The sequence below is a fragment of the Herbaspirillum sp. LeCh32-8 genome, from assembly GCF_017814915.1.
Lineage (GTDB): Bacteria > Pseudomonadota > Gammaproteobacteria > Burkholderiales > Burkholderiaceae_D > Herbaspirillum.
Genome location: NZ_JAGIPZ010000010.1, coordinates 184,478 through 202,719, shown reverse-complemented (window position 1 = coordinate 202,719; position 18,242 = coordinate 184,478). Strand labels below are relative to the sequence as shown.

General features: G+C 62.3%; 26 protein-coding genes. 19 read left to right on the top strand and 7 right to left on the bottom strand.

All coding sequences use genetic code 11. The features are described 5' to 3' along the window. Positions 1-381: 381 nt before the first annotated feature. Positions 382-948: an NADPH-dependent FMN reductase gene (locus tag J8I26_RS17630; protein ID WP_209608395.1), complete on the top strand. Its 567-nt coding sequence runs from the start codon at positions 382-384 to the stop codon at positions 946-948. A 73-nt stretch (positions 949-1,021) separates the two neighbouring features. On the opposite strand, the gene J8I26_RS17625 is transcribed toward J8I26_RS17630, so the two are convergent. After that, positions 1,022-1,486: a PA2169 family four-helix-bundle protein gene (locus tag J8I26_RS17625; RefSeq protein ID WP_209608394.1), complete on the bottom strand. Its 465-nt coding sequence runs from the start codon at positions 1,484-1,486 to the stop codon at positions 1,022-1,024. Positions 1,487-2,011: 525 nt separating this feature from the next. On the opposite strand from J8I26_RS17625, the gene J8I26_RS17620 reads away from it, so the two are divergent. The 13 genes from J8I26_RS17620 (at position 2,012) to J8I26_RS17560 (ending at position 9,975) form a co-directional block, all read left to right on the top strand. Next, on the top strand, positions 2,012-2,206 hold the full coding sequence (locus J8I26_RS17620; RefSeq protein WP_209608393.1) for a CsbD family protein: 195 nt from the start codon (positions 2,012-2,014) through the stop codon (positions 2,204-2,206). A 59-nt stretch (positions 2,207-2,265) separates the two neighbouring features. Then, complete coding sequence (locus J8I26_RS17615) at positions 2,266-2,469, top strand: hypothetical protein (protein ID WP_245200391.1); 204 nt, start codon at positions 2,266-2,268, stop codon at positions 2,467-2,469. A gap of 328 nt (positions 2,470-2,797) precedes the next feature. Further along, positions 2,798-3,118 (top strand): DUF883 family protein, encoded by a 321-nt coding sequence (locus tag J8I26_RS17610; RefSeq protein ID WP_209608392.1) that lies wholly within the window; start codon positions 2,798-2,800, stop codon positions 3,116-3,118. Between the two features lie 96 nt (positions 3,119-3,214). Beyond that, positions 3,215-3,778 (top strand): ferritin-like domain-containing protein, encoded by a 564-nt coding sequence (locus tag J8I26_RS17605; protein ID WP_209608391.1) that lies wholly within the window; start codon positions 3,215-3,217, stop codon positions 3,776-3,778. Between the two features lie 47 nt (positions 3,779-3,825). Further along, a complete protein-coding gene (locus J8I26_RS17600) occupies positions 3,826-4,038 on the top strand; it encodes a CsbD family protein (protein ID WP_209608390.1) in 213 nt (70 codons plus the stop codon). An 89-nt stretch (positions 4,039-4,127) separates the two neighbouring features. Next, positions 4,128-4,505 carry a cell envelope biogenesis protein TolA gene (locus tag J8I26_RS17595; RefSeq protein WP_209608389.1) on the top strand — a complete coding sequence of 126 codons (378 nt, stop codon included), beginning with the start codon at positions 4,128-4,130 and terminating at the stop codon, positions 4,503-4,505. Between the two features lie 80 nt (positions 4,506-4,585). Further along, positions 4,586-4,915, top strand: coding sequence for a BON domain-containing protein (locus J8I26_RS17590; RefSeq protein ID WP_209608388.1), 330 nt, complete (start codon positions 4,586-4,588; stop codon positions 4,913-4,915). 314 nt (positions 4,916-5,229) lie between these two features. Then, positions 5,230-5,859 (top strand): response regulator transcription factor, encoded by a 630-nt coding sequence (locus tag J8I26_RS17585; protein WP_079216150.1) that lies wholly within the window; start codon positions 5,230-5,232, stop codon positions 5,857-5,859. Between the two features lie 80 nt (positions 5,860-5,939). Further along, the gene (locus tag J8I26_RS17580) at positions 5,940-6,428 is read left to right on the top strand and encodes a response regulator (RefSeq protein WP_209608387.1); all 489 of its coding nucleotides are present in this window, start codon (positions 5,940-5,942) and stop codon (positions 6,426-6,428) included. 125 nt (positions 6,429-6,553) lie between these two features. Beyond that, positions 6,554-8,587 (top strand): PAS domain-containing protein, encoded by a 2,034-nt coding sequence (locus J8I26_RS17575; RefSeq protein ID WP_209608386.1) that lies wholly within the window; start codon positions 6,554-6,556, stop codon positions 8,585-8,587. A gap of 274 nt (positions 8,588-8,861) precedes the next feature. Then, positions 8,862-9,032: a CsbD family protein gene (locus tag J8I26_RS17570; RefSeq protein WP_209608385.1), complete on the top strand. Its 171-nt coding sequence runs from the start codon at positions 8,862-8,864 to the stop codon at positions 9,030-9,032. A 226-nt stretch (positions 9,033-9,258) separates the two neighbouring features. After that, on the top strand, positions 9,259-9,606 hold the full coding sequence (locus J8I26_RS17565) for a hypothetical protein (RefSeq protein ID WP_209608384.1): 348 nt from the start codon (positions 9,259-9,261) through the stop codon (positions 9,604-9,606). Between the two features lie 153 nt (positions 9,607-9,759). Next, entirely contained in the window at positions 9,760-9,975 is a 216-nt protein-coding gene (locus J8I26_RS17560; RefSeq protein WP_079216139.1) for a glycine zipper 2TM domain-containing protein, read from the top strand. 137 nt (positions 9,976-10,112) lie between these two features. Here the strand turns inward: J8I26_RS17560 and J8I26_RS17555 are convergent, their stop codons facing one another. The 4 genes from J8I26_RS17555 to J8I26_RS17540 form a co-directional block, all read right to left on the bottom strand. Next, on the bottom strand, positions 10,113-10,430 hold the full coding sequence (locus tag J8I26_RS17555) for a hypothetical protein (protein WP_209608383.1): 318 nt from the start codon (positions 10,428-10,430) through the stop codon (positions 10,113-10,115). Positions 10,431-10,623: 193 nt separating this feature from the next. Further along, entirely contained in the window at positions 10,624-10,782 is a 159-nt protein-coding gene (locus tag J8I26_RS17550; protein ID WP_079216135.1) for a DUF3309 family protein, read from the bottom strand. A 39-nt stretch (positions 10,783-10,821) separates the two neighbouring features. Beyond that, positions 10,822-11,676: a hypothetical protein gene (locus tag J8I26_RS17545; protein ID WP_245200390.1), complete on the bottom strand. Its 855-nt coding sequence runs from the start codon at positions 11,674-11,676 to the stop codon at positions 10,822-10,824. 252 nt (positions 11,677-11,928) lie between these two features. Next, positions 11,929-12,138, bottom strand: a complete 210-nt coding sequence (locus J8I26_RS17540) for a hypothetical protein (protein WP_209608414.1) — start codon at positions 12,136-12,138, stop codon at positions 11,929-11,931. Between J8I26_RS17540 and J8I26_RS17535 the strand changes: the two genes are divergently transcribed. The 5 genes from J8I26_RS17535 to J8I26_RS17515 all read left to right on the top strand — a co-directional run bounded on the left by J8I26_RS17535 (position 12,083) and on the right by J8I26_RS17515 (position 17,175). Then, positions 12,083-12,742: an ANTAR domain-containing protein gene (locus J8I26_RS17535; protein WP_209608382.1), complete on the top strand. Its 660-nt coding sequence runs from the start codon at positions 12,083-12,085 to the stop codon at positions 12,740-12,742. The genes J8I26_RS17540 and J8I26_RS17535 overlap by 56 nt on opposite strands. A gap of 382 nt (positions 12,743-13,124) precedes the next feature. Then, the gene (locus J8I26_RS17530) at positions 13,125-14,414 is read left to right on the top strand and encodes a CmpA/NrtA family ABC transporter substrate-binding protein (protein ID WP_245200389.1); all 1,290 of its coding nucleotides are present in this window, start codon (positions 13,125-13,127) and stop codon (positions 14,412-14,414) included. Between the two features lie 94 nt (positions 14,415-14,508). Then, positions 14,509-15,453: a nitrate ABC transporter permease gene (gene ntrB, locus J8I26_RS17525; protein WP_209608380.1), complete on the top strand. Its 945-nt coding sequence runs from the start codon at positions 14,509-14,511 to the stop codon at positions 15,451-15,453. 11 nt (positions 15,454-15,464) lie between these two features. Further along, positions 15,465-16,277 carry an ABC transporter ATP-binding protein gene (locus J8I26_RS17520; RefSeq protein ID WP_209608379.1) on the top strand — a complete coding sequence of 271 codons (813 nt, stop codon included), beginning with the start codon at positions 15,465-15,467 and terminating at the stop codon, positions 16,275-16,277. 70 nt (positions 16,278-16,347) lie between these two features. Beyond that, positions 16,348-17,175 (top strand): methyl-accepting chemotaxis protein, encoded by an 828-nt coding sequence (locus J8I26_RS17515; RefSeq protein WP_348635332.1) that lies wholly within the window; start codon positions 16,348-16,350, stop codon positions 17,173-17,175. An 85-nt stretch (positions 17,176-17,260) separates the two neighbouring features. Here the strand turns inward: J8I26_RS17515 and J8I26_RS17510 are convergent, their stop codons facing one another. After that, on the bottom strand, positions 17,261-17,632 hold the full coding sequence (locus J8I26_RS17510) for a DUF423 domain-containing protein (RefSeq protein WP_209608378.1): 372 nt from the start codon (positions 17,630-17,632) through the stop codon (positions 17,261-17,263). 68 nt (positions 17,633-17,700) lie between these two features. After that, entirely contained in the window at positions 17,701-18,222 is a 522-nt protein-coding gene (locus tag J8I26_RS17505) for a hypothetical protein (protein WP_209608377.1), read from the bottom strand. Positions 18,223-18,242: the final 20 nt, after the last annotated feature.

The window sequence follows — 18,242 nt, the reverse complement described above, 5'->3', positions numbered from 1 at the left end:
GTATTGCAAGACCAAAGAGCCGCATGTTCGCATGCGGCTTTTTTATTGCTGGCGCGGTCATCGGTGAGGCGCGACGAACGACGCTGGGTCCCTGCGTTCGAGGGACGACAGGGAGTGTGCAACTTGAACCCGCGCCTGCTCAAGCCCTCACTGGCAGCCATGAACGACAGAGAGGCGCGAACTTGGCCCCTCGATTGTTCGAATCCGTCTCTTGCGTGTCGTCCCTGCGAACGCAGGAACCCAGTGTCGTTGAACGGCCGTGATGCCGCCGCCCACGCCAAAAAAGACAAACGCCCATCCATTGCTGTTAGCATCTGACACTCGCCACACCGCGACCCACAAGGCATCACCGTTTATCCCCACCCCCACAAGGAGAACAGCATGAGCCAGACAGACGTCAAGATCCTCGGCATTTCCGGCAGCCTGCGCGCCAAGTCCTATAACACCGCCGCGTTGCGGGCCCTGCAAGAGCTGCTGCCGCCGGGCGTCACATTGACCGAGGCCGACATTTCCGACTTGCCGCTGTACAACGACGATGTGCGCGAGCAGGGCTGGCCCGCGCCGGTGGAGCGCCTGCGCAAGCAGATCGCCGAGGCTGACGCGATCATCTTTTCCACACCCGAATACAACTACTCGGTGCCGGGCGTGCTGAAGAACGCCATCGATTGGGCCTCGCGCCCGCCGGCGCCGCCGTTTTCCGGCAAGCCAGCCGCCATCATGGGCGCCAGCCCGGGCGCCATCGGCACCGCGCGCGCCCAGTACCACCTGCGGCAGATCGGCGTGTTCCTGGACCTGCAATTCATCAACAAGCCGGAGGTGATGATCGGCGGTTGCGCTGAGCGTTTCGACGCCAACGGCAAGCTCACCCATGAGCCGACCCGTGAATTCCTCAAGACCATGGTGACTGCATTGGCCGACCGAGTACGTTTTCTGCGCGCGCACAAATAAGCGCTTCCGCGAAAAAAAAGCGCAGCCGATGGCTGCGCTTTTTTTATTGCCGACACTGATATCTCAGGCTATCTCAGGCAGCCTTGCGTGCACGTACCTGATTGCGCAGGCCACGCACCTTGTCGTGGTTGGCCAGCACGCCTTGATACTGGCGTTCGACGATCAGGCGCACGTCATTGGGCAGATCCTGGCTCAACGCTTTGCGGTAAGCGTGCACCGCCGCGTCCTCGCCGCGCTCGCACTCATTGAGGATGGCCTCGTCGTCGCGCCCGGTGACGGCGGACTTGAGGTTGACCCACTGGCGATGCAGGGTGCCGCCGAAGGTGCTGTGGTTGGCCGGTTCCCCGCCCAGGCGATGCACCAGATCCTGCAGGTCCAACACGGTCTGTGCGCACTCGGTGGCGCGCGCCCTGAACATTTCTTTGTAGTTCGCGTAACGCTCTTCAGCATCCTCGGCGCAGGTGAGGAAGCCCTTTTCGCCGTCCTTGGAAATCTGGATCAGGTCGTTGAGCGTGGAAATCAGATGGTCGTTAGTCATGATGGTCTCCCTTGCGCATTGCCGCCCTCATTGGGGCGGCGGATGAAGCACCGACCCGCAGGTCAGTGGACGAACAGATAAACCAGCAGCAGTACGAAAGCCGGAACGCCGCACAGCCATGCGAGGAAATACTTGCCCATGATGTTCTCCTTTTCTTTTCGGTCAAACCGCATTCATCGGAATTCATGCATCGAAACGCATAAGACAGACCGGGCAATCCGTGGTGATGCGTTGCAACGGGTGCCCGGATGATTCTCATCCTAGGGTTCGATGACCGGCGTTGCCATCGGACGGCGGCGCAAGCGCTTGTAGGAATCGCGGCTGCAGGCGGCTTGGCGAGGGATTATTGGCGTGGCGGCCGCGCCAATACTGGATTGGTGGACGGGAATCCAGCACCGGCGCGCCTTTTCGCTTTGTCCTACAAGACAATCGGGGGGCGTCCTATAGAGCCCGGCAGTAGGGCGTTGCTAGCATTCTTCCCATACTGCAATGCCTGTCTCGACCCACTTTTATGGAGGCACGACCATGAACAAAAAGACGATCACCGGCCAGTTCAACTATGCCCTGGGCAAGCTTCAGGAACAGGTCGCCAGCATGATGGGCAATGCACAACTGCAGCGCGCCGCGCAGAAGCGCCAGACCGATGGTCGCATCATGCACGCGGTCGGCGAGGCGCAGGATCTGATCAAGCGTTCGCTGCGCCATCGCGCATTGATGTAAGCAGGAACCTGAACAAGAGCATCAGCAAGTACGCGCGCAAAAAGAAGCAAAGGGAGGACATGATGGTTTCCGCCAAAAATCTGTTGTTGGCATTCGGTGTGGCCGGCGCCGCCGTGGTCGCGACGCTGAATATCATGGCGCGCGACGCGCGTCGCCGCGATCGCTTCCTGCAGCGCCAAGCGCTGCAACGCTGGGAAGACGAAGGCGGCAATCTTTACCCGATCGCCGGGGTTTCGCCGGCACGGCGCAGCGGCCGGCGCTGAACGCGCTTTGTCCTACAAATCAATCGGTCTGGCGCCTATAGAGGACACGACGGCAGGCAAGTATCTTGATGGCATGGCGATTGCGCTCCGAAGCTCAGCGAGAGCTCGGGGCAACACAGCAGCAACGGGAGGCCGGACCCTCGGCAGCACCAGTAAAACATCCATCCGGCTCGACAAAATAAAACCAGAAGGAGGCAGTCATGGACAAGCTCGTGCTCGGATGGCTCTTGGGTGTGCCGGTGCTGATGCTGATCGTTCTGCAGTACCTGATGTAAGCGGAACGCACAAGCAATCGAATTGATGAACCCCGAACAAATGGAGAGCAAGCATGCAAGCTAACAATTTCAAGACAGTTCGCAACGACGTGCAGGCTCTGCTGCAGCAGGCTCAGGATCTCTTTGCCGAAGCGGCAGCTGCCACCGGCAAGAAAGCCGACGACCTGCGCGCCAAGGGACAGGAAGTGCTGGACCAGGCCTTGAATACGGCGCAGGAGGCCCAGTCGGCCGTGATGCAGACCGGTCGCCAGATCGCCACCAGCACCGACGACTACGTGCAAGCCAATCCGTGGCGCGCGATTGCGATCTCTACCGGGATCGGCCTGCTGGTCGGCTTGGCAGTGGGCCGCTGCGCTGACGCCGGACGCTACTGATTCGGCGGCGCAGCACGACGCAGAACACGCAGATCTGAATTCTAGCCAGGCGCAGGCTCAAGGCCGCGTGCATTAGTAACGAAATCGGAGAAAGGAATGACCATGACCAAGAATCCCCCACAGGCTGACGTCAAGCACAAACAGCCCTTCCATCTGGACAAGGATGCCATCCGCGCAGCGGCCAAGAAGGTCGACCAAGGTGCGGTGACCGAAGGTTACCGCGGCAATCGCAAGGAAGTCATCGGCATGCTCAACGACGCGCTGGCCACCGAGCTGCTGTGCGTGATGCGCTACAAGCGCCATTACTACACGGCCAAGGGCCTGGAGAACGAATCCATCAAGGCCGAGTTCCTGCAGCACGCGCAGGAGGAGCAGAGCCACGCCGACAAGATCGCCGAGCGCATCGTGCAGCTGGGCGGCGAACCGGATTTCAATCCGCAGACGCTGACCGCGCGCAGCCATGCCGAATACAACGAATCGAGCGAGATCAAGGAAATGATCCGCTCCAACCTGGTCGAGGAGCGCGTAGCCATCGAGGCTTACCGCCAGATGATCGAGCGCATCGGCGACGACGACCCGACCACCAAGCACATGTTGGTTCAGATCATGGCGCAGGAAGAGGAACACGCCGACGACATGACCGACCTGCTGGATCTGTAAGCGGCAGCGCAAGCCACCGATTTTTCAATTAACCGAAGGAGAAAACCATGAATTGGGACATCGTTGAAGGCAACTGGAAGCAGTTCAAGGGTAAGGCCAAGGAGCAGTGGGGCAAGCTCACCGACGACGACCTTGACGTCATCGCCGGCAAGCGCGACCAGTTGGCTGGCCGTATTCAGGAAACCTATGGCGTGAACAAGGACGAAGCTGAAAAGCAGATCCGCGATTTCGAGAAGCGCAACGAAGATTTCCGTCATTAAGCAATAGCGGCAGCATCCCTTCGCTCAAGGGATGCAGTACTGATTCCAACAACAGGCCCAGGGCCACCACATCTGAAGAGGAAGACAAAATGAAAAAAATCATCGCAACCATGATCTTCGGCGCAGCCGCTATCGGCATGCAGGGCGCAGCCTTCGCAGCCGACCCGGCTGCGGCCCAATACAAGGCCGACAAATCCAAGGCCGATGCCGACTACAAGACCGCCAAGAAGAAATGCGGTCCGCTCAAGGGCAACGACAAGGATGTGTGCGAGAAGGAAGCCAAGGCGGCTCATGAGTCGGCCGTGGCTGACGCCAAGGCCAAGCAAAAGGGCGCTGAAGCGAACAAGGACGCCCGCAAGGACAAGAACGACGCCAACTATGACGTCGCCAAGGAGAAGTGCGATGCGTTGAGCGGCGATGCCAAGGACAAGTGCGTCGCCGATGCGAAGTCCAAGTACGGCAAGTAATAATTTCAACACTTCGGCCGACGGGCGGTGAGGCTGCCTGAAGGCCGTTCCGATACCTGTTTTTCACATAGGAGAGCATCATGACTTTGAGCAAAATGTCGCTGACCAAGCGTTTCGTAGGTTTCTTCCTGGCCCTGTTCATGGTGTCGCTGGTGGGCTGCGCATCGAGCCCGGGCAAGGAAGGCACCGGCGAATACGTCGATGACGCCGTCATCACCACCAAGGTGAAGGCTGCGATCTTCAACGAAAAGGACCTGAAGTCCTCGGAAATCAATGTTGAAACCTACAAGGGCGTGGTCCAGCTGTCCGGTTTCGTCTCTACCGCCACCTCGGCGGCCCGTGCCACTGAACTGGCCCGTGGCGTGAAGGGTGTGGTCTCGGTGCGTAACGACTTGCGCCTGAAGCAGTAAGCGGGAACTTGTGAGAGCGCAGCCGGTCTTTTGACCGGCTTGCGCTTGTCCGCTTCCAGAGCGGTTCCGGCGCGGACCGGAGCGTTCCGGAAGAAGACAGCGACAGGGCAGTAAGGTATAGTTATCAGCCATTGCGCCAAGGCATTTCAAGGGGTTCTGCCGGATTTCAAAGGCAGGACGGAGGCAAGCAAGGCGAGGCAGGCAAGCCGTCGCGCCGTCGGTCGTCCGATCCGCCGATCGGATATTAGCCGGCCCGTCGCCGGCCGCATGCAATGCGAGAATGCCGCGGCATCATTTTCACCGCTCAAATTACTATGACAAAAATACTTGTAGTCGATGACCATGCGGTCGTGCGGGCTGGCGTGCACCACTTCATCTCAGAAATTCCGTCGATGGAAATCGGCGGTGAGGCCAGCACCGCCGAAGAAGCCATCCGGTTGGTGCGGACCCAGGACTGGGACATTGTGCTGCTCGATATCGCCATGCCCGACAAGAGCGGCGTGGAGGTGTTGAAGCAGATCAAGCGCGAGAAGCCCGACCTGCCGGTGCTGATGCTGTCGATGCACCCGGAGAGCCGCTATGCGGTTCAAGTGCTGCGCAGCGGCGCCAGCGGTTATGTGCAGAAGGAGGCGCTGGCCACTGAGCTGGTCAACGCCATCAACACCATCCTGCGCGGCCACAAGTACATCAGCTACGGTGTGGCCGAGCTCTTGACCAGCGAGCCGGTCGACTCGGAAAAGCCGCTGCACGAGACCCTCTCGCAGCGCGAGTACGAGATCTTCTACAAGCTGGGGCAGGGCCAGGGCGTGACGCAGATCGCCGACGAGCTGTGCCTGTCGGTGAAAACGGTCAGCACCTATCGCTCGCGCGTGCTGCAGAAGATGAGCATGACCAACAACGCAGATATCATTTATTACGCGATCAAGAACAACCTGATCGATTGACGCCTCTCAAGGAGGACGCGTATCCACAGGTAGGCAGGCGCCGGCGCAGGCCGGCGGGGCAAGGAAGAGTACGACGGATCATGGACGACATTCTCAACACTTGGGCGAACCGCGACAGCGGCAGCGCTCCCCTGAGGATCTTCCTGGTGGAAGACTCGGAGGACGTGCGCGAGCTCATTGTGGAGAGTCTGACCGAGATCGCCGGCGTCAAGCTGGTGGGCTATTCGGAAACCGAGGTCGACGCGCTGCGCCACCTGCAGCAGCACAGCTACGATGTGCTGATTCTGGACATTCAGTTGAAGCAGGGCAACGGCATGAGCCTGCTGCAGTCGCTCAAGCGCTCCAACACGCGCCGCCAGAGCGAAGTCAAGGTGGTGTTCAGCAACCACGTCAGCCCTACCTATCGCCGGGTCGGCCAGCAGTGCGGCGTGCAGCATTTCTTCGACAAGTCGTCCGAGCTGCCGCTGCTATGCGACCTGCTGGAAAAGCTGGCGCGCGAGAAGATGGGCGTGACCGGTTACGTTCCCTCCAACACGCCGCCCGATCCGGCGCAGGCAGACGGACTCTGATCCGCAATACCGCAATTTTGCTGCATAATTCACGCAGCCGGCGATCGCGTTGCCAAGGCAGTTCGGCGCAACGGCGATAGCAGCAAAGCAAAGAACAGTTCGAAAAGAGCAGGGGATCCCCGACGATGCAAAACAAAAACGGCGGCGCACGCCCGTCCTCCGCCGACATGCAGAATAGCGCCTCGGTCGAGTATTTTGCCGCCTCCCACACCCACTACAGCAGCATGGTGACGCTGGCCATGGGCCTGGCCATGGCGGTCATCCTGTTCGGCGTGGTCGTCGTGGCCGCGGGATTCCTGCAGGAAGAATACCGCCACCTGCTGGCTGACCTGCTGGCCGTGCGCGAGGTGACCGCGGCCGGCTTTGTCCTCGGCGCCTGCGCGCTGTATGTGCGCTGCGTCAACGTCGCCGCACGCAGCGCACGCCTGGCCGCCATCGTCAACGTGTTATCGCTGCTGTTGCTGGCGCTGGGCGCGGGCACGCTGGTGCACGGCTCGCTGTACGGCCTGGGCTGGCTGCCGGTGGATCAGAGTCATCCGATTTCCCCACTGGTGATCCCGCCGCTGCTGTCGGTCGGGTTCGTACTGATGGCGGCCATCCTGCTGCTGCACGACTGGCGGCTGCTGGGCGGCTACTATCCGTCCGAATACCTTTCCTTCGCGTTGATCGGCCTGGCTGCCATTCCGCTGGTGGGCTACATCTACGGGGTGGTGCAGTTCGTCTACCTGGATTTCTACCTGCCGGTGCCGCTGCTCTCGGCGATGGTGTTCGCACTCTTGGGCGCGGCGCTCCTGATTGCGCGCCCGGGGCATCCGGTGATGGCGGTGATCATGCGCATCGCGCCGGGCGGCCAGATGTTGCGCCGCCTGCTGCCGCAGACCCTGTTCCTGCTGCTGGCCTTCAGCCTGCTGCTGAACTGGGGCATGACGCACGGCTGGATCGTGCCCGAGCTGCTGCTGCCGACGCTGACGCTGATCAACGGTGTGATCATCCTGTTCATCTTCTGGGGCTCGGCCAGCCGCCTCGACAGCGAGTACGGCGAACGCACCCGCAACGCACAGAAGCTCGCCGAGACCAGCGCGCTGCTCAACGCCGTGAGCGAAAGCACGAGCGATCCGATCTTCGTGAAGAATCGCCAGGGGCTGATGATCTTCGCCAACCCGGCCACCCTGCAAAAGCTGGGCAAGACCTGGGAAGAGACCATGTACCGCTCCAGCCGCGAACTGTTCATGGTGGAAGAGGAGGCCGACCGCGTGGATCGCGACGACCGCCGTGTGATGGCCTCCGGCAAGCCCGAGAAGCTGGAGCAGACCATGACCCTGCCGGAAGGGACGGTGACCTTCCAGACCGCCAAGGTGCCTTGGTTCGGCAAGGACGGCAGCGTGCAGGGTGTGATCGGCATCAGCACCGACATCACCGAGCGCAAGCAGGCCGAGGATGTGCTGCGCCAGCGCGAGAGCCAGCTGGAGAAGACCGTGATCCAGCGCACCGCGCTGCTGCGCGAGCTGACCAACCACCTGGAAACCGTGCGCGAGGAAGAAAAGCGCGCCATCGCCCGCGAGCTGCATGACAACATGGGCGCGTCGCTGACGGCCTTGTCCATGCATCTGGAGGGCGTCTACCAGGTGCTGCCGCCGGACGACAAGTGGATGGACCGCAAGACCCGCATGCAGGGCCTGATGAAGTCGCTGGTGTCCACCACCCGGCGCATCCAGACCGAGCTGCGCCCCAACACGCTGGATTTGTTCGGCCTGAAGGCAGCCATCTCGGAACAGCTGGACGAGCTGCACGAACGCACCGGCATCGCCTGCCACGCCAGCTTGCCGGACGAAGACGTGGCGGTCGGTCACGAGATGGAGATCGCCATCTATCGCATGCTGCAGGAGATGCTCAACAACGTCACCAAGCACGCCAAGGCGTCCAAGGTGGATGTGATCCTCGATATCGATGAAGACCACGTGGCGCTGACGGTGCGCGACGACGGCGTGGGCATCCCGGAAGAGCGGCGCGACAACCACAAGACCTATGGCCTGCGCGGCCTGCGCGAGCGCGCCACCTACTTTGGCGGCCAGGTCGATATCCGCTCCACCCCGGGCAAGGGCGCGCTGATCACCATCAGCCTGCCCATCCGCCCGGAAATGGCGGCCACTACAAGCTGAACCGCGCCCGCAGTTCGCAGCGCCCGCAAAAAGCCGCCCTCGGGCGGCTTTTTTGTTGTCCGGCGGATGCGCTGCGCGCCTTTTCCGGTGCCGGATTCCTGCATCTTTTTTCGTTTTCTCCTACGTCCGAAAGAGCGGCTTTCTTATGTTGCCCAGGCGGGCTCATCGCTACCATGAACTCATCGTCGCCACATGCCTGAAACACGGCGCGGCGATGCCGGTAAAGCCATTCGGGCAGCGCCGGTTCCTGTATCCAACTATCCGAGGAGCGATCATGAACAAGGACCAAGTCAAGGGCAGCATGAAGCAGGCAGCGGGCAAGGTACAGCAAAAGACCGGCGAAATGACCGGTAACCAGAGCCAGCAAGTCAAGGGTGCCGCCAAGCAAGTGGAAGGCAACGTGCAGAAATCCTATGGCGACGCCAAGGAATCGATGAAGCACTGAGCGGGCTGGCCGGGCAGCAATGCATTGTCCGGCCGCTGCGTCGGTTGCGCGCAAGCGCAGCCGGCGTAGGAGAAATCCTACGCAAGAATCGGAATGGGCTGATTTTGTGCTGCAGCATTTTGGACCAACATGTGTCCATTCAGCGGTAGAGCGGGGAAATGCAAAAGAGTTCTCGCCGACCGCACTGCAATTTTCCCATGGCCGTCAATGGCCTTCAGGAGGAACCATGAAAAAAACACTACTTGGATTCTGCCTTCTGGCGGGAATGACCGCACAGGTCGGCGCCCAGGGCCTGGATTTGCCGGCCGGCGCTTCGGCGTCGCGCTGGTCGTCCTCGGTGATGGAGCGTCATATGCCGGTTGACGCGGCACAGCTGCAAAAGCTGAGTCAAAAGAAATTCCGCTACATGGACATGGCCCAAGGCAAGCGCTCCAAGTCGATCCGCAATGCGGTGATCGTGCGCGGCGGTGGTGAGGAAGGTCGCGGCGATTTGCTGCAACCGCAAACCTACCGTGAGCATGAACGTCCGGCGCGGCCCAATCGTCGGATCGTCATCATGCAGCCGATGACGTGACGGGTCGACGCAAGAGACGTGAGCGAGATTGCCGGCCGAGCTGCCGTAATCGAATGCAAAGCGTGTAACGCCTGGTTCCGATGAGGCGGCGGCGAGGAATCCGAACCGTTTTCTATCATCCAACCTACTCCCACATTTCAATGAGGTGCAGTCATGAAAACAATTCAAAAAGTTGCTATCACATCGATCGCCGTGTTTGCCTTCTCGGCCATGACCGGCTGCAGCAATATGTCCCAGCGTGACAAGAACACCGCCATCGGCGCGGGTGTTGGCGCGGTCGGCGGCGCGGTGCTGACCGGCGGCAGCGGCATCGGCACGGCGGGCGGCGCGGCGGTGGGCGGCGTGATCGGTAACCAGGTCGGCCGCTGATAACTGCGTTCGTTGGTGTTTCCCCCGCAAAAAAGCCGGCGTAAGCCGGCTTTCTTATTGCTCGCGCCACCGGAGTTCATCGTCGTCTTGCGTTCATCACGACGGGAAAGAATGAGGGCGGGGCGGCTTCGCTGCGCTTAGGAAGAAGCGCCCGCGGTAGCCTTGTAATCGTTGTAGATGCGCTTGGCGCGCTCCATGTCTTCCTTCTTGGCCGAGCCGGCTTCAGCGCGGCAGGCCTTCAGTTCTTTGCCGCGCTTGCCCTTGCATTCCTTGACCGCTTCGCCGTAGGCGGCATTGGCTTCGGTGGTCAGGTTTTGCAGGCGCGCCTTGGGCGTGTCGTCGGCCTTGTACCAGCGCGCCGGATCCGTGCGGGTGACGTCTTCTTCGGCGGCATGGGCGGCGCCGGCGAGCGCGGCTGCGAGGAGGAGGGAAACTGCGAGAATGTTTTTCTTCATGTAGGCACCCCTGTTGGAGAATTGACAAACGCGCCGACGGCCGGGCCGGGCGCAAAGAAAACGGCGCGGTCGGTGACAGGGCACCAACCGCGCCGCGCTCCCATCCGCACAACGGATGGTATCAGGCTTGGCCCAGGGAAACGACATTCCCCGGATCGACGCGCTTGGGCGCGTCCCTATCCTCTTCTTGCGCCTATATCTTGCCCAGCAACAGCAGGATCAGCAGGATGATGACGATGGTGCCGGCGATGCCGCTGGGACCATAGCCCCAGCCGCGGCTGTGCGGCCACGCCGGGATCACGCCCAGGAGGATCAGGATCAGGATGATGAGCAGTATGGTGCCGAGTGTCATGGTCGTTCTCCTTTGTTATTGACTTGAATCTGCATACCGTCAGAAACGCATTTTCACGTAGGCCGACGGCCCGGTGAGCTTGATGTCAAAGGCGGCCTGCGTATTGCCGCCGTTGCGGTCGATGTGAATGCGGGTGATGCCATAATCCGCCCCCACGCCGATGTTCTTCAGCGGGTACCACTCCACGCCCAGGGCCGCGCCGTAGATGTGGCCGGTCACCGTGCCCCAGTTCTTCTTCACGCCCGAGGCTTCGGCGTAGATGCGCAGATCCTTGCTGAAGGCGTGCTTCCAGCCCAGTTCCAGCAGCGGCGCGAAGGTCTTTTCGGTCTGGCTCTCATTGAGCGAGCCGGCCGTGCCGTTGAAGACGCCGTTGGCTTGCAGGTCGTAGTGGGCGCGGTAATACCCGGCGCCCAGGCCGATGCCGAACACGTCGCTGCCCGAGCCCAACCACCATTTGTAGGCCAGCGAGGCAAAGTCGATCTCGATGTTGGCATTGGCCGCGCCGGACAGGATCGCCGGCGTGCCGCCGACGTTGAACGAGCGCGAGGTGCTGTAGCTGTAGTCGTTGCGGTAACGGAAGTAATCGAAGGACAAGCCGTGGCTGTCGCCCAGCAGTAGTTCGGCGCGCACGCGCGGCAGCGTGGTGCGGTTACGGTCGATGTCGCCGCTCTCGGCCGAACCGAATTGGGTATTGCCCTTGACGTTGAACGTCGGGTTCACGTAATAGCCGCCGGCAGACAGACTGAAGCGGTCCAGCGCCGGCGAAGGTTCGGCGTGCGCCGCCTGCGAAAACAGGCCCAGCGCCACCGCGCCTGAAACGATGCCCAGCGAGCGGAAGGATTTGCCTGGCCGGATCCTGCGCGCGGCGGCGCGGGGCAGCAGTTGCGTTGTCATTGAGAGCGGTCTCCGTGTGGTTGGTCGTCTGGTATGGCCATGCCGGCGTTACCGCCGACCGGCTGTGCGAGTTGAGGCATCTTAGGCTCGGCCGGGGGAGGGGGGCGATCAGCGTGCGCCGCGATTTCCTGTAGGAAAAGGCGAGCGTGCGTGTGGGGTGAAGCGGAAAATCGCAGGTCGCGCGAATGGACGGACAGTGGTGCGGATCTTGCTCACGGTTGCGGTATGCGAGCCGCCAGCGGCGTCTTGTTTTTACGGCAAGGCATGTTTTTTGAACGGCAATGGGTTACTATTCCGGCCGTCATTTGCATGCTGCTCTGCAAAGGAGCCGTTGAACGGATCAGCGGATTTGACTTGTTTGAGTTGCAACCAGCCGACCAGAGCCGATAGCCAGTTCTTCCTTTCCATGAAGCCCGGTAGCCCATCGACGCCGCCTAGCGGCCGCCCCTTGCGCATCGTCATCGTCAATTCCGTGCCGCACCTGGAAGAAGACCATGACGAGGCGGCGCATGCCCAGGCCGAACAGCGCGCCGAGGCGCTGCGCAGCGGACTGCTGGACGCCGGCTACAACATTATCGCCGCGCTGCCGGCCGACCTGTCGCTGCCGGACCGCATCGCCGGCCTGCAGCCGGACATGATCATCATCGAGGCCGAGTCCGACGCGCGCGATGTGTTGGAGCACATCGTCATTGCCACCCGCGACGAGCGCCGTCCCATCGTCATGTTCACCGAGGACGACGACACCAACAGCATGGACGCGGCCATGGCCGCGGGCGTGACGGCCTACATCGTGGCCGGCCTGCATGCCGAGCGCATCAAGCCGGTGCTGGACGTGGCGCTGGCGCGTTTCCGCCAGGAACAGAAGCTGCTGGCCGAATTGTCCGACACGCGCAACAAGCTGGCCGAGCGCAAGCTGGTCGAGCGCGCCAAGGGCGTGTTGATGGCGCGCAAGGGCTTGTCCGAGGATCAGGCTTACCAGAAGCTTCGCAGCATGGCCATGAACCGCAACCTCAAGCTTTCCGAAGTGGCCCAGCGCCTGCTGGACGCCGAAGACCTGCTGGGCTGACCGCAGGCATTCTCTCTTCCGTTTTACCCCTTCCCCTCCCGCCAACTTGGTGCAAAGCACAAATCGAGTGCGGCGATGCGCTCGATTTGATCGCGCCGGCGTGGCCCGAGCACGTGCGCCGGGACGTTTGCCATCGACTTGCGGCGATGCGCTTTTCATAGACAGATCCGGGCTGTCGCGCGATTTTCGCGATGCTTGGCACAGCTTTTGCTGAATCCTCGTCAACAGCGCAACGAGTGCGCAACAGATGCGGCCAACGGCGGTCGCGTCGACCAAGACAAAGGCGTCTTCCGGCATGGAGCGATCCGTGCCGGATACGCCTTTTTTTGTTTGCAGCAACGCAGAGGGCCGGTTCAGATCAATCGCAACGGGGAAAGGTGCTATGGACTTCAAAGGGCAAGCGGACAAGACGGCAGACGCGGCAACGACGGGCGCACCGGCGGTGGACGGCACGCGCCGCAAGATCATTCAGACCGCGGGCATCGCGGCGGGAGCAAGCATGATGGGATTAGCCACCGGCGGCGCATGGGCGGCCGGTTCCGACAAGCCGGAGAAGGAAGAGGTCAAGATAGGTTTCATTCCGCTGACCGACTGCGCCTCGGTGGTGATGGCCTCGGTGCTGGGTTTCGACAAGAAGTACGGCATCAAGATCGTGCCCAGCAAAGAGGCCTCCTGGGCCGGCGTGCGCGACAAGCTCACCAACGGCGAGCTCGATGCTGCCCACGTGCTGTACGGCCTGATCTACGGCGTGCAGCTGGGCATCGGCGGCCAGAAGAAGGACATGGCGGTGCTGATGGGCCTGAACCACAACGGCCAGGCCATCACGCTGTCCAAGAAGCTGGCCGACAAGGGGGCGGTGGACGGCGCCTCGCTGGCCAAGCTGATGCAGACCGACAAGCGCGAATACACCTTCGCCCAGACCTTCCCCACCGGCACCCACGCCATGTGGCTGTATTACTGGTTGGCCGCCAACGGCATCAACCCGATGAAGGATGCCAAGGTCATCACCGTGCCGCCGCCGCAGATGGTGGCCAATATGCGGGTCGGCAACATGGACGGCTTCTGCGTGGGCGAGCCCTGGGGCCACCGCGCCATCGTCGATGGCGTGGGCATCACCGCCACCACCACCCAGGATATCTGGAAGGATCATCCGGAGAAGGTGCTGGGCAGCTCGCTGGAGTTCGTCAAGAAATATCCCAACACCTGCCGCGCGATGATGGCCGCCATCCTGGATGCCAGCAAATGGATCGACGCCTCGCTGACCAACAAGAACAAGATGGCCGAGGTGATCGCCGACAAGTCCTACGTCAACACCAGCAAGGACGTGATCGATCAGCGCATCATGGGCCGCTACCAGAACGGCCTGGGCAAGACCTGGGACGATCCCAACTACATGAAGTTCTACGAAGACGGCCAGGTCAACTTCCCGTTCCTCTCCGACGGCATGTGGTTCATGACCCAGCATCGCCGCTGGGGCCTCCTGAAGAGCGATCCGGATTACCTCGCCGTGGCCAAATCGGTGAACCAGATCGACCTGTACAAGGACGCCGCGGCCATGACCAAGACGCCGTTGCCCAAGGACGTCATGCGCAGCTCCAAGCTGGTGGACGGCACGGTGTGGGACGGCAAGAATCCGGCCGCCTATGCGCAGTCGTTCAAGATCAAGGTGTAAGCGCAATCGCTGCAATCGCAATTGCAATAGCAGCCGCACGGCGCGCCGCGGGGGCGCGCCGCCGCAGTGAAGTGTCATTCGCAAGGGGAAACCGATGAGCGCAGTCGTGGAGAGCATCATGGGCGATAACGCCGAGCCGTCCGGCAATGCCGGCGCCGCCAGCCAGGCCGAACGCACGCACGAGAAGCAGGCCGCCAACGAAGCGCAGGCAACACCGGCCGCGGCAGTACCGGCCGTGCGCGCGGGCAGGAGAAAGAACATGGGCGGCGGCGCGTTCATGCGCGTGGCGCCGCCGGTGTTGGGCATCGCCGTGCTGGTGCTGGTGTGGCAGATCATCGCCATCAAGAACAGCAGCTTCCCGACACCGCTGGTGACGTTCAAGGAAGCGATCAGCATGTTCTCCGATCCCTTCTATCGCAACAGTCCCAACGACCAGGGCATCGGCTGGAACGTGCTGGCCTCGCTGCAGCGCGTGGGCGTGGGCTTCGGGCTGGCGGCGCTGGTGGGCATCCCGCTGGGCTTTGCCATTGGCCGGGTGGAATTCCTCTCGCGCATGTTCGGGCCCATCATCAGCCTGCTGCGCCCGGTGTCGCCGCTGGCCTGGTTGCCGATCGGCCTCTTGGTGTTCAAGTCGGCCAACCCGGCGGCGATCTGGTCCATCTTCATCTGCTCGATCTGGCCGATGATCATCAACACCGCCGTGGGCGTGCAGCGGGTGCCGCAGGACTACATGAATGTGGCGCGCGTGCTGAACCTGTCGGAGTGGAAGATCCTGACCAAGATCCTGTTTCCCTCGGTGCTGCCCTACATGCTGACCGGCGTGCGGCTGTCCATCGGCACCGCCTGGCTGGTGATCGTGGCCGCGGAGATGCTGACCGGCGGCGTGGGCATCGGCTTCTGGGTATGGGACGAGTGGAACAACCTCAACGTGCCGCACATCATCATCGCCATCGTCGTCATCGGCGTGGTGGGACTGGTCCTGGAGCAGGCGCTGGTAGCGCTGGCCAAGGCCTTCACCTATGAACAAGTGAGCAACTGAGCGGGGCAACCATGGAAAACATCAACGGCAAGTTCATCGACATCCACGGCGTGGAGATGGTGTTCAACACCAGGAAGGGCAGCTTCCACGCGCTGCGCGACATCAACCTGACGGTGGCCAAGGGCGAGTTCGTCACGCTGATCGGCCACTCCGGCTGCGGCAAGTCGACGCTGCTGAACCTGATCGCCGGCCTGACCCACCCAAGCGAAGGCGTGCTCTTGTGCGCCAATCGAGAGATCGGCGGCCCCTCGCCGGAACGTGCGGTGGTGTTTCAGAACCATTCGCTGCTGCCGTGGCTGACCTGCTACGAGAACATCTACCTCGGCGTGGAGCGCGTGTTCGGCGCCAATGAAGACCGCACCCGCCTGCGCGACCGCACGCGCGCCGCGCTGGCGCTGGTGGGCTTGTCCGCGGCCGAGACCAAGCGGCCCAACGAGATTTCCGGCGGCATGAAGCAGCGCGTGGGCATCGCCCGCGCGCTGGCGATGGAGCCCAAGGTGCTGCTGATGGACGAGCCCTTCGGCGCGCTCGATGCGCTGACCCGCGCGCACCTGCAGGACGAGCTGCTCAAGATCGTCGCCAAGACCGAGTCCACCGTGGTGATGGTGACGCACGATGTGGACGAGGCGGTGCTGCTGTCGGACCGGATCGTGATGATGACCAACGGCCCGGCCGCCACCATCGGCGAGATCCTGGAGGTGAAGCTGGCGCGTCCGCGCGAGCGCGTGTCGCTGGCGCAGGATGCGCAGTACTCGGCCTATCGCACCGAGGTGCTGGAGTTCCTGTACCGCAAGCAGGCGCATCCGGCGCGTGAGGCGGCCTGAACCCGGCCGCGACGATCGCGGGCAAGATGAACCCCATCAGCCAAATCAGAGTCGCCAAGGAGCCAATCCCATGACCATTCCGGTTGCTGTGCAAGACGTCCCTCAAGAGGCGCGCGAAGAAGTGCGCCGAGAAAGCCTCCCGCGCCTCCCGGTTCAGCCGGCAGCGGTCAACGATGCGCAAGCTGCATTGCCTGCAGTGCTGGCGCGGCATCAGGCCGGGCAGGCAAACGGCGCGGACGAGGCGAACGAGGTGGACGATCCAGATATCGTGCCGCTGTCGGGTGAAGTGTTCGGCGCCTTGATCAATCTGTCCGGTCGCCGCCGCTTCACCTCGCAGCGGTTGGTGTTGTATGCGGTACTGGGAGCGCAGGGAGTCGAGGGCGCAACCGCCACCGCACGCGAGGCGCTGGCGCTGTTTCGCGGCGCGCATGCCACGTTGCTCAAGCGTTCGAACGAGTTGCCGGGCGTGTTTTGCCCCGAGCTGGAGGAGGTCTATTTCGGAACGACCGGCGGCGACACGCGCATCACCGGTTTCGCCGACCTCGCTGGTCGCGCGCTTAACGCCATCGACGACAAATTGAAGGCGGCGCCGACCCTGCTGGAGCAGCTGGTGAAGGAAACCACGCCGCTCCTGGCGGTGCTGAACCAGATCACCGGCGTCTACGAAGAGCAGTCGAAGAAGCACGCACGCCTGATGCGCAACCAGCTGCGCACCATCATGACCGACATCGAGACCATCGCACGTGAAGCCAAGATGGTGGCCTTCAACGCCCGTATCGTGGCGGCCCGTTCAGGCCAGGCGGGGCGTGAATTCTCGGTAGTGGCGGGCGTGCTCTCCAACATCACCGGCGAGATCGACGAGCTGGTGAAGGCGGCGCTGAGTGGGGCAGCGGCATGAGCCCTTGCACGCATTGAACCCTGAAAAAGAAACGCCGCCCGGATTGCTTCGGGCGGCGTTTTGATTTGTCCACAGGGGACTTAGTTCATGCCCTTGTGGCCGACCACGCCACCAGCAACCACGCCGCCAAAAAGGCGACGCCGCCGATCGGCGTGATCGCGCCGAGGATGCGGGTGCCGGTCAGCGCCAGCAGGTAGAGGCTGCCGCTGAAGATCACGATGCCGGCCAGCATCAGGTTGCCGGCCCAGCCCATGGCCGCGCCGCCGAACTTCGGCATCAGCAGGGCGACGGCGATCATGCCCAGCGCATGCATGACCTGGTAAGTGACGGCAGTGTGCCAGACGGCCAGCATCTCCTCGGAGATCATCTTCTTCAGGCCGTGCGCGCCGAAGGCGCCGCAGCATACTGCGAAGAACATGTTGAGGGAGCCGACGATGACAAGGCTGCGTTCGTTCATGGCGTTATCCTTCTTGCGTGTTATGGCCCCGCGTTGCAGGGCGATTTGTCGGGGACGTTGGCGGCGGCTCAGTCCAGGTCTTTGAAATCTTCCCGGGGCAGGGCGTCGTAGGCGGCGGCCCTGATCGACGCGTCGTTGGTGCAGCTGCGCGTGCTGGCACGGCCGCCGCTGAGGCTGCGCACCACGACACCGGCAGAAAATGCCGGATCGTTGGTCGGGCCCTTGAAGTTGGTGCGCACCGTGCGGTCGAACAGGATGTAGTCGTAGCCGCCGTTGGTGAAGCGGATATGCGCTTCGCCGCCGCCGGAGTACATGGTGGAGCTGAAGAAGAATTTTCCTACTGCCGGCTGCGGCGTGTCAGGGTATTGCAGCTCCGTTTTCGCCGCCGTGCCGAAGCGGTATTGCAGCGTGCCGCCCTTGACGGAGAAGTCGGGCGAGGCGCATAGCGATGCGATCTTCCTGGCCTTGGTGGTGCAGGAGAAAATTTCTTGCTCGCCGGGTTGGCACAGGCCGGGTGCGGCCGCGGCGGCATGGATATTGGCATTGGCCAGGACCAGCGTCAGCGAGGCGGCGAACAGCAAGGTTTTCATCGGGGGCGATCCTGTGTCTT

What these genes read in the sequence shown, in the direction of transcription:
- J8I26_RS17630 (WP_209608395.1), top strand. Translation starts at nt 382, where the DNA reads ATGAGCCAGACAGACGTCAAGATCCTCGGCATTTCCGGCAGCCTGCGC.
- J8I26_RS17625 (WP_209608394.1), bottom strand. Translation starts at nt 1,486, where the DNA reads ATGACTAACGACCATCTGATTTCCACGCTCAACGACCTGATCCAGATT.
- J8I26_RS17620 (WP_209608393.1), top strand. Translation starts at nt 2,012, where the DNA reads ATGAACAAAAAGACGATCACCGGCCAGTTCAACTATGCCCTGGGCAAG.
- J8I26_RS17615 (WP_245200391.1), top strand. Translation starts at nt 2,266, where the DNA reads ATGATGGTTTCCGCCAAAAATCTGTTGTTGGCATTCGGTGTGGCCGGC.
- J8I26_RS17610 (WP_209608392.1), top strand. Translation starts at nt 2,798, where the DNA reads ATGCAAGCTAACAATTTCAAGACAGTTCGCAACGACGTGCAGGCTCTG.
- J8I26_RS17605 (WP_209608391.1), top strand. Translation starts at nt 3,215, where the DNA reads ATGACCATGACCAAGAATCCCCCACAGGCTGACGTCAAGCACAAACAG.
- J8I26_RS17600 (WP_209608390.1), top strand. Translation starts at nt 3,826, where the DNA reads ATGAATTGGGACATCGTTGAAGGCAACTGGAAGCAGTTCAAGGGTAAG.
- J8I26_RS17595 (WP_209608389.1), top strand. Translation starts at nt 4,128, where the DNA reads ATGAAAAAAATCATCGCAACCATGATCTTCGGCGCAGCCGCTATCGGC.
- J8I26_RS17590 (WP_209608388.1), top strand. Translation starts at nt 4,586, where the DNA reads ATGACTTTGAGCAAAATGTCGCTGACCAAGCGTTTCGTAGGTTTCTTC.
- J8I26_RS17585 (WP_079216150.1), top strand. Translation starts at nt 5,230, where the DNA reads ATGACAAAAATACTTGTAGTCGATGACCATGCGGTCGTGCGGGCTGGC.
- J8I26_RS17580 (WP_209608387.1), top strand. Translation starts at nt 5,940, where the DNA reads ATGGACGACATTCTCAACACTTGGGCGAACCGCGACAGCGGCAGCGCT.
- J8I26_RS17575 (WP_209608386.1), top strand. Translation starts at nt 6,554, where the DNA reads ATGCAAAACAAAAACGGCGGCGCACGCCCGTCCTCCGCCGACATGCAG.
- J8I26_RS17570 (WP_209608385.1), top strand. Translation starts at nt 8,862, where the DNA reads ATGAACAAGGACCAAGTCAAGGGCAGCATGAAGCAGGCAGCGGGCAAG.
- J8I26_RS17565 (WP_209608384.1), top strand. Translation starts at nt 9,259, where the DNA reads ATGAAAAAAACACTACTTGGATTCTGCCTTCTGGCGGGAATGACCGCA.
- J8I26_RS17560 (WP_079216139.1), top strand. Translation starts at nt 9,760, where the DNA reads ATGAAAACAATTCAAAAAGTTGCTATCACATCGATCGCCGTGTTTGCC.
- J8I26_RS17555 (WP_209608383.1), bottom strand. Translation starts at nt 10,430, where the DNA reads ATGAAGAAAAACATTCTCGCAGTTTCCCTCCTCCTCGCAGCCGCGCTC.
- J8I26_RS17550 (WP_079216135.1), bottom strand. Translation starts at nt 10,782, where the DNA reads ATGACACTCGGCACCATACTGCTCATCATCCTGATCCTGATCCTCCTG.
- J8I26_RS17545 (WP_245200390.1), bottom strand. Translation starts at nt 11,676, where the DNA reads ATGACAACGCAACTGCTGCCCCGCGCCGCCGCGCGCAGGATCCGGCCA.
- J8I26_RS17535 (WP_209608382.1), top strand. Translation starts at nt 12,083, where the DNA reads ATGAAGCCCGGTAGCCCATCGACGCCGCCTAGCGGCCGCCCCTTGCGC.
- J8I26_RS17540 (WP_209608414.1), bottom strand. Translation starts at nt 12,138, where the DNA reads ATGACGATGCGCAAGGGGCGGCCGCTAGGCGGCGTCGATGGGCTACCG.
- J8I26_RS17530 (WP_245200389.1), top strand. Translation starts at nt 13,125, where the DNA reads ATGGACTTCAAAGGGCAAGCGGACAAGACGGCAGACGCGGCAACGACG.
- ntrB (WP_209608380.1), top strand. Translation starts at nt 14,509, where the DNA reads ATGAGCGCAGTCGTGGAGAGCATCATGGGCGATAACGCCGAGCCGTCC.
- J8I26_RS17520 (WP_209608379.1), top strand. Translation starts at nt 15,465, where the DNA reads ATGGAAAACATCAACGGCAAGTTCATCGACATCCACGGCGTGGAGATG.
- J8I26_RS17515 (WP_348635332.1), top strand. Translation starts at nt 16,348, where the DNA reads ATGACCATTCCGGTTGCTGTGCAAGACGTCCCTCAAGAGGCGCGCGAA.
- J8I26_RS17510 (WP_209608378.1), bottom strand. Translation starts at nt 17,632, where the DNA reads ATGAACGAACGCAGCCTTGTCATCGTCGGCTCCCTCAACATGTTCTTC.
- J8I26_RS17505 (WP_209608377.1), bottom strand. Translation starts at nt 18,222, where the DNA reads ATGAAAACCTTGCTGTTCGCCGCCTCGCTGACGCTGGTCCTGGCCAAT.